This window comes from Chryseobacterium panacisoli, from assembly GCF_008274625.1.
In the GTDB taxonomy this organism is placed as follows: domain Bacteria; phylum Bacteroidota; class Bacteroidia; order Flavobacteriales; family Weeksellaceae; genus Chryseobacterium; species Chryseobacterium panacisoli.
The window spans coordinates 363,412-378,064 of sequence record NZ_VTRU01000001.1 but is presented as its reverse complement, the minus strand read 5'-3'; the positions used below and the strand labels follow the sequence as shown (position 1 = coordinate 378,064).

14 protein-coding genes are annotated in these 14,653 nt (G+C 35.0%); 6 read left to right on the top strand and 8 right to left on the bottom strand.

The annotated features are described in order from the left end of the window. Nucleotides 1–244: 244 nt before the first annotated feature. From FW781_RS01775 to FW781_RS01745, 7 genes are all read right to left on the bottom strand, one after another. Nucleotides 245–640 (bottom strand): VOC family protein, encoded by a 396-nt coding sequence (locus FW781_RS01775; RefSeq protein ID WP_149385853.1) that lies wholly within the window; start codon nt 638–640, stop codon nt 245–247. A 602-nt stretch (nt 641–1,242) separates the two neighbouring features. Next, a complete protein-coding gene (locus FW781_RS01770; protein ID WP_149385852.1) occupies nt 1,243–1,701 on the bottom strand; it encodes a (R)-mandelonitrile lyase in 459 nt (152 codons plus the stop codon). Nucleotides 1,702–1,723: 22 nt separating this feature from the next. Further along, the gene (locus FW781_RS01765; protein ID WP_228720173.1) at nt 1,724–2,722 is read right to left on the bottom strand and encodes an alpha/beta hydrolase; all 999 of its coding nucleotides are present in this window, start codon (nt 2,720–2,722) and stop codon (nt 1,724–1,726) included. A gap of 110 nt (nt 2,723–2,832) precedes the next feature. Then, nucleotides 2,833–3,576 carry a carboxymuconolactone decarboxylase family protein gene (locus FW781_RS01760; RefSeq protein ID WP_149385850.1) on the bottom strand — a complete coding sequence of 248 codons (744 nt, stop codon included), beginning with the start codon at nt 3,574–3,576 and terminating at the stop codon, nt 2,833–2,835. A 32-nt stretch (nt 3,577–3,608) separates the two neighbouring features. Beyond that, entirely contained in the window at nt 3,609–4,238 is a 630-nt protein-coding gene (locus tag FW781_RS01755; protein ID WP_149385849.1) for a flavodoxin family protein, read from the bottom strand. Between the two features lie 24 nt (nt 4,239–4,262). Beyond that, entirely contained in the window at nt 4,263–5,333 is a 1,071-nt protein-coding gene (locus FW781_RS01750) for an alpha/beta hydrolase (RefSeq protein ID WP_149387339.1), read from the bottom strand. 44 nt (nt 5,334–5,377) lie between these two features. Then, on the bottom strand, nt 5,378–6,229 hold the full coding sequence (locus tag FW781_RS01745) for an aldo/keto reductase (protein WP_149385848.1): 852 nt from the start codon (nt 6,227–6,229) through the stop codon (nt 5,378–5,380). Nucleotides 6,230–6,423: 194 nt separating this feature from the next. Between FW781_RS01745 and FW781_RS01740 the strand changes: the two genes are divergently transcribed. Then, nucleotides 6,424–7,320, top strand: a complete 897-nt coding sequence (locus FW781_RS01740; protein WP_149385847.1) for a helix-turn-helix domain-containing protein — start codon at nt 6,424–6,426, stop codon at nt 7,318–7,320. Nucleotides 7,321–7,576: 256 nt separating this feature from the next. Here FW781_RS01740 and FW781_RS01735 read toward each other — a convergent pair whose 3' ends face one another. Continuing rightward, nucleotides 7,577–8,020 (bottom strand): Lrp/AsnC family transcriptional regulator, encoded by a 444-nt coding sequence (locus FW781_RS01735; protein ID WP_172625641.1) that lies wholly within the window; start codon nt 8,018–8,020, stop codon nt 7,577–7,579. A gap of 79 nt (nt 8,021–8,099) precedes the next feature. On the opposite strand from FW781_RS01735, the gene FW781_RS01730 reads away from it, so the two are divergent. From FW781_RS01730 to FW781_RS01715, 5 genes are all read left to right on the top strand, one after another. Next, nucleotides 8,100–9,044: an alpha/beta fold hydrolase gene (locus tag FW781_RS01730; protein WP_228720116.1), complete on the top strand. Its 945-nt coding sequence runs from the start codon at nt 8,100–8,102 to the stop codon at nt 9,042–9,044. Between the two features lie 103 nt (nt 9,045–9,147). Further along, on the top strand, nt 9,148–10,311 hold the full coding sequence (locus FW781_RS01725; protein ID WP_149385845.1) for a DmpA family aminopeptidase: 1,164 nt from the start codon (nt 9,148–9,150) through the stop codon (nt 10,309–10,311). A gap of 56 nt (nt 10,312–10,367) precedes the next feature. Continuing rightward, entirely contained in the window at nt 10,368–11,507 is a 1,140-nt protein-coding gene (locus tag FW781_RS01720; RefSeq protein ID WP_149385844.1) for a serine hydrolase domain-containing protein, read from the top strand. A gap of 421 nt (nt 11,508–11,928) precedes the next feature. Next, the gene (locus tag FW781_RS22260) at nt 11,929–12,090 is read left to right on the top strand and encodes a hypothetical protein (protein ID WP_172625640.1); all 162 of its coding nucleotides are present in this window, start codon (nt 11,929–11,931) and stop codon (nt 12,088–12,090) included. A 282-nt stretch (nt 12,091–12,372) separates the two neighbouring features. Continuing rightward, nucleotides 12,373–14,601 (top strand): TonB-dependent receptor domain-containing protein, encoded by a 2,229-nt coding sequence (locus tag FW781_RS01715; RefSeq protein ID WP_149385843.1) that lies wholly within the window; start codon nt 12,373–12,375, stop codon nt 14,599–14,601. Nucleotides 14,602–14,653: the final 52 nt, after the last annotated feature.

Genomic DNA, 14,653 nt, shown 5'->3' with positions numbered 1-14,653 from the left:
ATATTTTATTTGTCAACATATTAGTCTCTAATATGTTTTTAATCGAAATCAACATCTATAAAATAACAGAAGCAATAAAACGTCCAAATAAGCCGTGTTTTTAAAAGCAGGAACTATGCTATCTTACTGGAAATAGAGTAGATATACGGGCAAAACGTTCCCGGAATAAAATATCACAATTATCTGGTAATAGTTGATCACTTTATTATAAGTGAAAACGAAATACAAAAAATATCTTTTGATTCTACATGAAAAATACATTAAACTTGTGTCCATCAGGATCTGCAAAAACAAACCCGTAATAGTTTTCTCCAAAACTTTCAGGTTCTGAAACAATAGTTCCTCCGGCATTTTTTACCTCTTGAGCCCAATCATCTACCTGTTCTTTATTTTCAGCAGAGAGGGTGAAAATGATTTCATTGGAACTTTGAGGGTCTCCAAATTTTATTGTTCTTAAATTTCTTTCGATGATATTTTTTAAGAAAAAGTGAATGACAAATTCATTGTCACCAGCAAAAAAACTTACCAATTCATTAGAGCTGTGCGGGTTATTGGGCCTGAATCCCAGCTCTGTATAAAATTTCTGTGTGCGTTCAAGGTTGGCTACAGCCAGATTGGCCCAGATCATTTTAGGTTTCATATTATATTTTTTTGGTTAAGATAAAGGTAATCTGTTTTGGTATTATAAAAACTGTCATGTGGCAATATTTTGTATTTTTTAAATCAAAAGAGGGACTCTTTAATAATTTTAATTTAACATAATATATGCGGGAAAATAAATTATAGCCGTGAATGAGAGTATTATAAAGAAAATCAAAAGTTAGGAGGAAATACAGACGCTGCACGGGCTGACAAAAATTTTGCCGAGAACTGGCGAAGTATTAGTTTCGGACATCATCTTTATGACAGAGATTGGGATATATCTGAACATTATTTTTCTGACCATGAATTGCCATATGGGCAATTTTTTTCAGAGACTGTTTTTTCACGCTGTTTAAAACGTACAGACGATTTACAGCACAGATCACGAAGTTTATTTTTCAGGAGATTGAAAATGAAGGTTACCTGGAAGATTTTCTGGATCGGTTTATGACTAAGAAGAGTTCTTAGAATCCGTTAATGGATATCTGGAAGGAAAAATTAAAATATAAGTGATTCTGGAGTGGTTAGTACACTCTTTTGAATAGCAAATTAAATATCCTATAATTTATATTATGTTAAATTGAATATAGTATTTGCTTTTCAATCACCTTTATGATATTCAGTATCAGTTACAGGTTTTAACCACATTACTGCGCCTTTGCCATTATTTGAAATTGCCAAATGAACAAGATGACTGCTTGGACTTGCTCCATGCCAATGTTCAACATTTGGTGGACATTTTATAACATCGCCTTTATGCAATACTTTTTTCAATTGACCTTTTTCTTGATAATATCCAATACCTTCAGTTACAAGTATAATCTGCCCTCCAGGATGCAAATGCCACTTGGTTCTTGCTCCTGGTTCAAAAGTTACATTACCTATACTCATTTGCTCATCCTGGGCCAGCATTTGCAGCCAGACGTTACCTGTAAAATTTTTATTGGTAACTTTTTCACCTTTTGGAAAAATGTAAGTCTTTCCAACTTCTAATATAGACTTAGTACAACAGCTTGATAACAATAACACTGATAGAAATAATACAACTGCTTGTTTCATTTTATATTAGAACTTATATTGGTTATAAATTTTTTTCAAAGAATTCAGTTAGTTTATGCATTGCTTTTTCTACATATTCTAGTCTCCAATAAGTTTGGATATGCGTTGCACCGTCAATAATGAACAATTCTTTTTCTTTTGCATTTACCGCTTTTAGAAATGCTTCATCTGTCATATATTTTGTATCTGCTTTACTGCCAGTCATCATCAATAAAGGTTGATTGATCAAATCCATATTTTCTACAGCATCCCAGGTCATTAAATCCATTAAATTACTGGTCGGATATAAAAATGTTGAATTGGGATGTGCATTGGTTCTGTAGTAATAAATATATCCTTCACGATAAAGATCTGTACTGATCTTTTTAATTTCTTCATCGGTAATGCTTGCAACACCGGAATAAAGAATTTCACCACCTGCAGCTTCCTGAGCTCTTGCGTCAGAAGCTTGTTTCAATCGTTCCTGGATTGTTTTTAATCCCGAATTTTGAAATCCGTTTCTTCGTACTTCACCGGAGTTAAACATACTTAAAGTAGCAACTGCTTTAAATCTTTTGTCAGACTGAGTCGCCTTCAAAGTATAGCCACCGCCGCCACAGATACCGAATGCGCCTATTCGATTGGTATCAACTCCGGGATATTGTGAAATAAAATCTGCCATTCCGTGAATGTCTTCTGTTCTATAAACAGGCTTATCTGTGTGACGAGGTTCTCCCCCACTTGCTCCCTGGTAAGATGCATCTGCAGCAATTGTAATATAGCCCGCTTCCGCTAAGCGTTGTGCATAAAGTCCCGCAGTCTGTTCCTTAACACCTCCGTTTGGGTGTGCAACAGTGATTGCTGCATATTTTTTTGAAGAGTCATAATTTGCAGGAGTGTAAACATTGGCTGCAATTTCAATTCCATTCAATTTATACTTTACAGGATGAATATTTACTTTTCCTGTTGTATTTTCTGTGATTGCACCATCATAAACCAATCCGAAAGGATTATTACGTTTGATTACTTCAATTTTTCCCATTTTTGATTGACTATTTTTTTTCGTTTGGGCATGAATACTAACGCTTGTAGCAATCAGGATGAATGCTATTATTGATATTGTTATCTTTTTCATTTTTTTATTTTTATGGCTTATTTAGATTTATTTTTTAAAACCTGATTTAAAACCATTTTTGCTGCATTTGATTTTTCAATACTAACGGTAGAGCTGATAACAGTAACAAACTCGTTCAACTGCGGTGGTGACCAACCAACGTTTAGTGAAATGCCTAGATGAGATTGCAACATTGGTTCTGCATTACCAATAGCACTGATTACAGAAATCGTCACCAGTTCTCTTTGCGCATAAGTCAAAAGATCTCTCTCGAAAATATCAGCAAATAGATGTTCTTTTAGAAATGTATCTATTGTCGGAGCAAATGCTGAATAGCCCGAAAGTTTGTCTGGTTGCTTTGTTTGGGTAGTAAGTTGACCAAGAATTTCCTTTCCACGTTCATACTTGTTGTTTTCACTCTCAACAATAGAAGCTTCTTTTCCAACAATATCATTAATTCCTTTTGCCTTCCTTTCATCAAGAACTTCCATAAAAGTCTGTAAACCTCTTATGCTTCTCGGAAAACCACAATAAGCATAAGTATGTACCAAAATTTCTTTTATTTCATTGATTGTTAATCCTGCATCCAGACCTTTATTTAAACTTGCTTTTAATTCCTCTAATTTACCTTGTGCCGTAAATGAAGAAATGATGATGATGTTTTTATCTTTTTCGCTTAGCTGCGAATTGGAGCTTGTCATTTTTTGTGCGTTTATGGTATTTGTAAATAGTGAAACACACATTAATACTGCTATAAAACCCAAATATTTCAGTTGTCTCATTCTTTTTACTTTTAAAAATTATTATAATTATGCTATTTTGACATCCCGATTTTATTCAGCCATTCTTTCACTTTCTTTTCCGCTTCAACTTTCTTCTTTCCTTCCATTACGAATAAAATTCCATCCCGTTCAACTCCTCCTTTAATCGTAAAACCTTCTAATATTCTGCTTTCAGGACTTAGCTCTTTCACAGTTTCAAAGCTGCTTCCAATCCCGTAGCCAGCATTGGTATTAAAAGGAATAATTGTTTTTCCTTTAAAATTATTCCGGCTCAAAAAACTTTTCATCGGAGGTGGTAACTGCATTCCCCAGGTTGGAAACCCTAAGAAGATCACGTCATATTTTTCAATATTTTCAATCTTTGTTTTAAGCGGAGGTAAAAAATTGGTTTCATTTTCCTTCGCCACCTGATCTACAATTGCTTTGTAATCTTTGGGATAAGGATTCTGTAATGCCAACTCAATTAAGGTTCCACCAATATTTTGATGAATGATGTCGGCAATTGTTTTTGTATTTTTTGTTCGTGATAGATAAACAATCAATACATTTTTGTCTTTCAGCATTTCCTTTTCTTCAGATATTGATTTCTGAGCTTTTGAGCAAGATGATAATAGTAGAAGTATTGCACAAAACCATACGCCAAAATTTTTCAACTTTTCCATATATCAATTATTGTTTAATCAATATTACTTATCCAAACCTTTCTCCTTCAGCCATTTTGATAAGAGCTCTGCAACTTCTACATTATTCAAATCAGACATTAGAAAATGGGTATTCCCCTTAATGCCCAGTTCAGGAAGATGAACAATAGTAACATCTCCACCGTGACTATTTACGATTTTTGCCCATTGTCTTGCTGTCGTAAGAACGTTTTTCCAAAAATTTAATGATGCTGCATTAGTTTCTTCAGTTGGAATATAATCCCCATAGTAAACTACAATGGGAATTTTAGTCAGTTTCATAAATTCGTTCATCGGAACACCCTTTCCTCCTCGGTTTCCTTCTGGTTCTTCACCTTCCGGAAATGTGAATCCTCCGGGTTCATAGGCAACGACAGCTTTAATTTTTTCATTTTTAATGGCTGTTTTCCATCCGGGTGAACCTCCTGCCGAATGTGTGAAAAGAATTCCGTTTCCGGATTTATCCATAACCGAAGACATTGCATTAACAATCGTTGCTTCATCTATATTTCCTGTATTAGGTGTCATCATACGGAAAAATTGATCCATAGAAGTGCTGTCTTTTGGAAACTGAACTCCTTCATTGAATTTGGGATATAGACCAATTCGAAATTGGGTAAACCAAGTCTGGTCATCTGGCGTACCGCTAATTTGTCCGGGTTTTGTAGTTTGCCCGGCCTCTCCACGACCTGGTTGATCAACCAGATAGACACTATAACCTTTTCTTAAAAAAATATTGGAAAAACCTTCTCTTCCATCCGCTGTGGTCTGCCAGCTTCGTCTAGACTGTCCGTAACCGTGCAGGAAAATCATCGAAAGTTTTTTAGATTTGACAGAAATTTGGTAAAAAACATCAGCGTGATCTCCGTGTCTTGTTTGCCCTCCTTGAGACACATTCCATGGTTTTAACGGATCGAAAACGCCTTCACTTTTGATAACCGAACCTCCGGCTGAGAAATTGCCTTGTGACGCAATAGTAATTGGTTTTTGTGTCACCTTATTTTGTGCTTTAACAAAAAAATTGGAGACTAAAATTAAGGTGATTAAACTTATATATTTTATTGTCTTATTTTTCATTGCTAACCTATTCATTTGATCATATTTTTACTGATGAAATTGGATTACAAGTCCAATTTTCTTTCACTTAGCCATTTAACCATGTTGGGGTCTCTATGATCAAAAAACAAGCTGGATTCAGTGTCTAAGGTTGCTATTGAATTCATATCTTCAGAAGAAAGTTCAAAATCAAAAATGTTGAAATTTTCAGCCATTCTTTCTTTTCTTACAGATTTTGGAATAACGATAACATTTCTACTCGTCAACCAGTTCAAAATGACCTGAGCTACAGATTTGTTATATTTTTCTGCGATCGTTTTTAAAACTTCATTATTAAAAATATCATTCTTTCCTTCTGCAAAAGGCCCCCAGGATTCAATCTGTACATTATTTTCAATTAAGAATTTTTGTGTTTCAACCTGTTGATGGAAAGGATGAGTCTCGATTTGATTGATTGCTGGTGTAAATCCACTGTTGGCAACCAAATCTGCGATCCTGTCAGGATGGAAATTGGAAACTCCTATAGCTCTTACTTTTCCTTGTTCATACAATTCCTGCATTGCTTTCCAGGATCCGAAAATATCTCCGTACGGCTGATGAATAAGGTATAAATCCAGATATTCCAACTGAAGTTTATTCAATGATGTTTCAAAAGCTTTTAAAGTTTTTTCATATCCTGTGTCTTGTACCCAAAGTTTTGTCGTGATAAATAAATCTTCTCTTGCAACTCCACTGTTTTTAATGGCATTACCAACCGCTTGTTCATTACCGTAAGATGCAGCAGTATCAATTAATCGATAGCCTGTATCAATTGCATCAATAACAGCTTTTTCACATTCTGCGGGATCCGGGACCTGAAATACTCCGAATCCTAAAACCGGCATTTCTATGCTATTGTTCAATATTACTTTTTTCATTTTTTATCTTATTTATTTTTTGTTTCGCAAAGAATAAAATTGGTTAATCAATTTGTTACTGCAAATTTCCAACTTATTGACAAGCCTGTTGGTAGATAGATTACGGAACTTGTAACCAATATTACTGTTCTGGGGAATAATGTAAAAAAGCGGGTATTTTTATCTTTAGATTTGTATTACAAAATGATACCGTTATGAGCCAATCAATCTATTTTGAAACAGTAAACGATTATAATCAATTTAATAATCACGAGACCCTTCACCCTTTGGTAAGTGTAATAGATTTTTCGAAAGCACATAAAAGAACAGGATCTAAAATGTATTTTAATCTGTACTGCATTTTTTTAAAAGATGTAAAATGTGGTGATCTGAAATATGGTCGGGCAACCTATGACTATCAGGAAGGAACATTGGTTTTTGTTTCTCCGGGACAAGTTGTTGATGTAGAAAACAAAATTGATAAGTATCAGCCTTTGGGGCATGGATTAGTATTTCATCCGGATTTAATTAAAGGAACTTCTTTAGGTAAGGGCATCTCTGAATATGGATTTTTTGGTTACCAGACCAATGAAGCGCTGCATCTATCAGCAAAAGAGCAACAAATGGTTTTGGAAATGTTTGCTGATATTCAATTTGAATTGAGCCGCCCAGTAGATAAACATAGTAAAAAAGTCATCACATCGAATATTGAACTTTTTCTTAATCACTGTGACCGCTTCTATGACCGTCAGTTTATCACTAGAGAAAATGTGAATAAAGGCATTTTAGAAAAATTTGAAGAATTATTAAACAACTACTTCTCATCTGAGAAACCTAATACTGTAGGGCTTCCATCTGTGGCATATTGTGCAGATGAATTACATTTATCACCCAACTATTTTGGAGATTTGATCAAGAAAGAAACAGGAAAAACTGCGCAGGAATATATTCAGAATAAAATTATTGATGTTGCCAAGCAAAGAGTATTCAATGTTGATAAATCTATTAGTCAGATTGCTTATGAATTGGGTTTTAAATATCCGCAGCATTTTATTCGATTATTCAAGCAGAGAACTGGTGTTACCCCTAATGAATTTCGGAATTTAAATTAAAATTTAATGAATCGTTTTTGAGATTTTTATATTCATTTTAAACGTTATTTTGTGGCTTTGTGATGGTGCAGCAATAAAATTCAAATCTTCAATTTTATACAAAAGTTGAATTGAAAAAATACCGTTGAACTTTGCAGTTTCGCACCACTATTGCAAAACCCTTGTTGAAGGAAGTTTTGTTATAATTAAATAATCATTGATAAGAAAGAAACTCCTACTGCCTCATTTTGTCTTATTTCTTTCATGGAGGCTAACACTACTTAAAAGTAATTGGTTTGTGATCAATAGGTACCGACAGAATAGAATAAGTTCTTGTTGTGCCAAATTTACTCAAGCGATCCAGGACTAAAGTAATTTCTTGTGTTGATTTCAGAAACATATGTAAAAAGAAACAATATTCTCCTATAGTATGTACCATTTTTACAATCCCCTCTATTTCTTCAGTTTCTTTTAAAAAGGACATAATCATAATACTAGGGTGTAATTTTATTGCAATTAAAACATTTTGTGTGTATTGCAATTCTGTATATTTCACAACAGCAGTATAGCCTTTTATTATCCCTGTTTCCTCCAGCTTTTTTATACGTGCTGCAACAGCCGGAGCTGTAAGTCCTATTTTTCGGCCTATTTCAGCATTGCTCGCTCTGGCGTTTAATTGTAGTTCGTTTAAAATTGCGTAGTGCAGTTTATCTAGTTGCATATCGAAATAAAAATAATTAAAAAACATTGATTCGAAAGTTTGAGGCAGCTACTTCTATCGAAATGATAGCCCGGTTTAAATGCCCCTATCAGATCTTTGTAAAGATAAAAATTTAATACTGAAACATACCTATAAGAATATGAAACATAAAGAATTACCTGGTGATGTTAGCTTGAATCATGGGATGGCAGTTATCAGCAGTACATTACGTATACATTACGCAGAAGCAGGAAATGGAGAGAATATAATTATTCTGATACATGGTTTTCCGCAGACATGGTGGGAATGGCGATTGGTAATACCTGCATTGGTTAATAAGGGATTTCGAGTTATTGCCTTGGATTACCGAGGAGCCGGAGATTCCTGGAAACCTGCGGGCGGATATGATAAACGCACTATGGCCAGTGATATTCACCACCTGTTAAAGGAACACCTTAAGATACAAACCCCTGTAGTCCTTATAGGACATGATATAGGTTTAATGATTGCGTATGCTTATGCACAAGAATACCGTACATCCGTATCTCAGCTGGTAGTAATAGACGCTCCTTTACCCGGCACAAAAATATTTGATAAAATAAGAACAGATCACAGGGTCTGGCATTTTGCATTCCATAACGTACACAACCTGCCTGAAATGCTTATTACTGGTCGTGAACGGGAATATTTACATTATTTTTTCAACTATCGTATTTATAATACAGCTGCCATTAATGAAACTGATATGGATGTTTTTAGTCAGGCATATTCTTCAGCCGGTGCTATGAAAGCCGGATTGGAAGTTTACCGGGCATTTGACCAAGATATACTGGACAATAAAGAAAGCTTGGCCAAAAATGGGAAACTAACTATTCCCGTTCTGGCAGTTGGAGGAGAAATAAGTACAAGTGGACCTTTTATGAAAGAAATGATGGAAGAAGTAGCCGAAAGGGTTACATCAGTACGCATTCCTAAAACAGCACATTGGGTAGCTGAAGAAAATCCGGAGGCATTTATAAAAGAACTCTTAACGTTTCTCGGTTAAACAATCATCACACGAATAAACTAAAAAATCAATAATTTAATTTTAATATAGAAGTTTTCAAAGGTATTTCATGCTGCCTGATCGCCTTCTATAACTGATAATTATGAAAAATATAATATTCTCTTTTTTACTAATATATATGCAAAGCTTAACATTTGGACAGAAATTACGGGCCAGGGATATAGGAATTCCATTTAGCGGAACCGTTGGCGCATTCAATTCTATAACAGACGTAAAGGGAGTTGAGGTAGGTTATAGTACAATTATTTCGGGAAAAGGTAAAAATACAATCGGGAAAGGACCTGTCCGGACAGGAGTTACAGCTATTTTACCAAGGGGCCGGAATAATAATCCTGTTTTTGCCAACTGGTACACACTGAACGGGAATGGCGAAATGACAGGTACTACCTGGGTAACGGAATCCGGTTTTTTAGAAACCCCTATCATGATTACCAATACCAATAGTGTGGGAGTAGTGAGAGATGCAGTTCTCAAATGGTTTGTGAAGGAACATTGGTATAAAGAAGATTGGTGGTACACTTATCCTGTAGTGGCTGAAACGTATGATGGTTTTTTAAACGACATCTATGGTTTTCAGGTAAAAGAAAGTAATGTTTACGAGGCGTTAAATAGTGCGAAATCCGGTAAAATCCAGGAAGGAAATGTTGGCGGAGGAACCGGAATGATGTGCCTTGGTTTTAAAGGCGGAACAGGAACGGCATCAAGGATTGTGAAAATCGGAGATTCTACTTATACGGTTGGCGCTCTGGTTCAGGCTAATTTTGGGAGGAAAGAATCCCTGAAGATCGCAGGTGTACCGGTAGGAAAAGAACTGGAGCATACAGTGGGCAGCGAATTAAAACTGCCTTCACAGTCTTACCGGCAGGAAGGTGACGGTTCCATCATTGTGGTCATTGCAACCGATGCGCCGTTATTACCCCATCAATTAAAACGTATTGCATCAAGAGTTCCTTTGGGAATCGGGAATGTAGGCGGCTATGGAATGAACAGTTCAGGGGACATTTTCATTGCTTTTTCAACAGCCAATCCCACAGCTTTCCAGAGGAAAGATTTTTCCACAGTGAAGGTGCTTCCCAATGATCTGATAGATCCTCTGTTTGATGCAACTGTACAAGCCGTTGAAGAATCTATCATTAATGCCATGATCGCCGCCGAAACAATGGAAGGTGTCAATGGAAATAAATCATATGCCCTTCCCCATCAGCCTGTAATTGATATCTTAAGAAAATATAAAAGAATACCATAAGAAGAGAAATTTATCTGTTTCAGTTTAATCTAATACTAACTCATTAAAATTTTTCTATGAAAAAACTATGGTTTCTAACATTTCTGACTGCTGCTTTTGCTGCGATGAATTCCTGCAGGGATGATCAATCTATTAATGTACCCACCGAGCACCCGAATGCAAAAAAATATCAGCGTATCGTTGATCAGTTTATAGCGGCCGGTGCTGTGGGTGTCAACATTACAGTCATTTCTCCTGAAGGAATATGGAGCGGTTCAGGCGGACTAGCCGACAGGGAAAAAGGTATCAGGATGTCTGCCAATAACAGGCTCCGCATCGGAAGTATGACGAAAATGTTTGCCTCCACAACTATTCTGAAATTGCAGGAAGAAGGTCTCCTGAATATCAAGGATAAAATCAATAAATATCTTCCTCACACTATTACAGATCATATTGCCAATGCCAATGAGGTAACGATTGAGCAGTGCCTTAATCACAGAGCGGGAATCCGGAATTATTTACAGGATATCGCCCCCGGTGTTTTTGACGGGAGTATTGTCAATTATTCCGCAGAGCAGACTCTTCAGCTGATCTATGATAAACCTGCCGACGATCCGGTTGGAAAGGGATATTATAGTAATTCCAATTATCTTCTGCTTTCCCTGGTTATAAAAAAAGTAACGGGAAAACCTTCCTATCGGGTAATTACCGAGAAAATAATCAACCCCCTGGGGCTGAAAAACACGACAGCAAGCACTCTGCTCCCCGATCAGCTCACCCGATCCTATTATGCTGAAACCGCTAATGAGGCATTGACTGAAGTAACGCATATAGATAATAACGGAATCGGTGGTGAAGGAGCAATTGACGGTGGAATGATTTCAACATCTTCTGATGTAGCTCAATTTTTGGAGACCCTGTTAACGAATAAAATACTTTCTCCTGCTTCAATGCAGCAGCTTCAGACTTTTGTAGATAATGATCCTGATCGCCTGGAACCAGACTTAAAATACAATAAACAATATGGATTGGGATTAATGAAACTGAATACCAATCAGGGAGCGGCCCTGGGCCATGACGGACACGTATTCGGCTTTGGAGGTAAATCCTATTATTTTCCAAAGCAAAAAGTAACGGTATGCATACTTCTCAACACATGGTCTCCAAAAGTAGTTGCATTACTTAATGCAAAAGACACTTTCAACTTATTGTTCTGATCTTTATCAATCTGGTAGTAAAAAATTTGATTCAAAGGTTTTTCGGCCTTTATTCTTTAGAAAATAAAGCATTATTAATCAATTATAATATGATCTTTACTCCAACGGTAATGATTATCCGTCCGAATCAAATCTCCAAAAAAGATCAAAATACATGATAGAAAAAATAAGTAATTATTCATAAATCATATAAATTATAACTAACCTAAAATTTTAAGAATGAAAAAATCACAAAACAGAAAGGTGCTCTCAAGAGAGTATTTAAAAAATGTAATGGGCAATGGAATGAATATCACTATCAAAGAATGTTTATATGAATGCTGCCCTCCTGCCGGGATCCCCCGGTGCCCAAGCCTTAGTGCATGCCCAGCAGTGGTATGTCCACAATAATTAACATATTTCTTAACCAAAAAATATTACAATGAAAAATTTAAAAAACAAAAAAAGCCTTTCCAGAGAACAATTGAAAAGCATTGCCGGAGGTAATGTACAAGGAGTCTGCAGACTTTCCAATGGTAGCTATGTGATAAGAGACTGTACATTAAAATGTCCAAACGGAGGATATCCTATCTGTCCTGCTTAAGGATTAATTTTTATTTAAACTTCAGTCAGCCCGGATAAACAAATAATCTATCCGGGCTGATTATATATACACATTCTGCATATAGCTCTATTGAGCGGGTTTCTGTTTATAGCTTTTCTCATTATAATTCAGGATATCTGCAGTACTATTTGGTTCGCGATGTAATACTTGTGATATCTCGAATGTCTTATTTAAATAGATTCATGATTAATTCATGAATTGTATACATGTATATTGTATAACAAGCTACATTGTAATGCATAAAATAAAAAACATAAATATATGAAACGTCTGATCCATTTAATCATTGTACTGAGCGGAACAATTGTAACTGCACAAGAAAAAAAAGATACAGCAGCAACAAAGAAAATAAATGAAATTGTACTGAAAAAAAATAAATTCCAGAGAAAAAATGACCGGTTTATATATGATGTAGGAGCTTCCCCGGCAGCAAAAGGGGCTACGGTCTTTAGTCTTTTAAAAGAAACTCCCCTGATTTCATCAATGGATGATAAAACTTTACGGATTGCCGGAAAATCAAATGCTGTAATCTATATCAATGGTAAAAAAAATCAAATGGATGCTGATGCTCTGGCAGCCTTTTTAAAAAGTATGCCATCTGATAGCATACAGAAAATAGAGATTATTACGATGCCCGGCAGCGAATTTCAAGTTGAATCTTCAGATGGGGTTATTAATATTATTCTAAAAAAGATAACAGAAAATGGCCTGAACGGAAGCTTAAGAATGAGCAATAATCAGGGATATTATAACAATCCGGGAATGGGATTTTCTATCAATTATAGAAAAAATAATCTCGGAATTAATTCAAGTTTTAATAGTAGTGAAAACACCAAACGGCAGTATTATATATTGGAAAATGGCAGCAATATAGCTTCAAATCGTTCGGAAGGGATCGTATCTATTCCGAACAAGGACTATGGAGGATATCTGAATATAGATTATGCTTTAAATGACAAAAGCAGCATTGCATTGAGCTATAACAACTGGTATAACAAAAATTTTACTTCGGTTACCAATTTATTTAACGCTGTAAATGTATTAAATGATACCGTCTGGAAAACTTCTTATAACCGAAGCATAAATCATGAAAACGCTGAATCTTATAATAATTCTGTCAATTTAAACTATGAATTAAAAACGGATTCTATCGGCAGTAAATTAAATCTAAATGCAGCCTATCTAAACTTCAGAAAAAAACAGAATGGCCTCAATACGACATCAGCATCAGATTCCAATGGAAATATGGGAGAAGATATAAGCCAGATTATTCAGGAAACACCACAGATTATTAACAGTTTTTCGGTAACGGTAGATTATTATAAGAAATTTAAAAATGATTTCACACTGTCTTTTGGAGGAAATTACAGCTATACGAAAACAGATAATGATACAGAAACAAGTCTATATCAATTGGCTACCGGTGTAGCAGTTAGAAATCCAAATCATTTTTTTTATCTGGAGAATATTTACGGAGGATATTTGACTGCTGAAAAAAAAGTAAACGATAAAATCTCTGCAAAAGCCGGAATCCGTTATGAATTAACACAAAATAAAGGAAACTCTTATAACGCTCAGGACGACAATTTAAAAAATCTTACGAGAAACTATCATAATATTTTACCTTACCTAAACCTGAACTACTCTATCAATAAAGATCATAATCTTTCATATTCTTTTTCAGGCCGTATGAAAAGACCTTCATTTTGGGAAGTAAACCCTGTAAGAACTTATTTAACGGAAACCAATTATGTTCAGAATAATCCGTTTATGAAAGCTTCCGCAGTTTATTCCCAGGAACTTAATTATATGTTCAAAAATTCATATTTTTTCATTGTCGGTCATAAATATTATAAAGATGTTATCCTGCAAATACCTTTGCAGGGAATAATTGAAAATAACGGCAGCCATGTAAATGTATTAAGGTATATAAGAACCAATTTTGGCAACCGTCAAGAATTCAACTTTATAATCGGTTTCCAGAAATCATTTTTTAAACAGTATTGGAATACCAATGTAAGTATTGGTTTACAGCATAATATTAATGATGGAAGTATTGATACGGATCCGTTAACAGGTGAAAAGTTTCCGGCATATATTAATTCCAGAAAATCAAATGGAATAACCATTTCAACTAATAATAATATAAGACTTGATCAGGCTAAAACATGGTTTGCCAGTATTAACTATTGGTACGTTGGCAATTACCAGATAGAACTGGGTCAGTTAAGGCCTCTCGGCAGTTTGGAAATAGGGCTCAAAAAAATATGGAATGACTGGACCTTTGCAGCCACTGTTTATGATGTTTTAAATACCAATAGGGTTATAATTGATGATCCGCAACAAAACGGAAACTACAATTATATCAATATTTATAACTATCCACGTCAATTAAATATTTCTATCTCTTATAACTTCGGAAACAAAAAAATTGGAAAAATACGTGATTTCAATAATGCTTCTGATGAAATCAAAAACAGAACAAAATAATAAAATTGTTATGTTAATCTAAATGGAATTCAGATTTGATGAGAGTTACTAT

What these genes read in the sequence shown, in the direction of transcription:
- FW781_RS01775 (WP_149385853.1), bottom strand. Translation starts at nt 640, where the DNA reads ATGAAACCTAAAATGATCTGGGCCAATCTGGCTGTAGCCAACCTTGAA.
- FW781_RS01770 (WP_149385852.1), bottom strand. Translation starts at nt 1,701, where the DNA reads ATGAAACAAGCAGTTGTATTATTTCTATCAGTGTTATTGTTATCAAGC.
- FW781_RS01765 (WP_228720173.1), bottom strand. Translation starts at nt 2,722, where the DNA reads ATGGGAAAAATTGAAGTAATCAAACGTAATAATCCTTTCGGATTGGTT.
- FW781_RS01760 (WP_149385850.1), bottom strand. Translation starts at nt 3,576, where the DNA reads ATGAGACAACTGAAATATTTGGGTTTTATAGCAGTATTAATGTGTGTT.
- FW781_RS01755 (WP_149385849.1), bottom strand. Translation starts at nt 4,238, where the DNA reads ATGGAAAAGTTGAAAAATTTTGGCGTATGGTTTTGTGCAATACTTCTA.
- FW781_RS01750 (WP_149387339.1), bottom strand. Translation starts at nt 5,333, where the DNA reads ATGAAAAATAAGACAATAAAATATATAAGTTTAATCACCTTAATTTTA.
- FW781_RS01745 (WP_149385848.1), bottom strand. Translation starts at nt 6,229, where the DNA reads ATGAAAAAAGTAATATTGAACAATAGCATAGAAATGCCGGTTTTAGGA.
- FW781_RS01740 (WP_149385847.1), top strand. Translation starts at nt 6,424, where the DNA reads ATGAGCCAATCAATCTATTTTGAAACAGTAAACGATTATAATCAATTT.
- FW781_RS01735 (WP_172625641.1), bottom strand. Translation starts at nt 8,020, where the DNA reads ATGCAACTAGATAAACTGCACTACGCAATTTTAAACGAACTACAATTA.
- FW781_RS01730 (WP_228720116.1), top strand. Translation starts at nt 8,100, where the DNA reads ATGCCCCTATCAGATCTTTGTAAAGATAAAAATTTAATACTGAAACAT.
- FW781_RS01725 (WP_149385845.1), top strand. Translation starts at nt 9,148, where the DNA reads ATGAAAAATATAATATTCTCTTTTTTACTAATATATATGCAAAGCTTA.
- FW781_RS01720 (WP_149385844.1), top strand. Translation starts at nt 10,368, where the DNA reads ATGAAAAAACTATGGTTTCTAACATTTCTGACTGCTGCTTTTGCTGCG.
- FW781_RS22260 (WP_172625640.1), top strand. Translation starts at nt 11,929, where the DNA reads ATGAAAAATTTAAAAAACAAAAAAAGCCTTTCCAGAGAACAATTGAAA.
- FW781_RS01715 (WP_149385843.1), top strand. Translation starts at nt 12,373, where the DNA reads ATGAAACGTCTGATCCATTTAATCATTGTACTGAGCGGAACAATTGTA.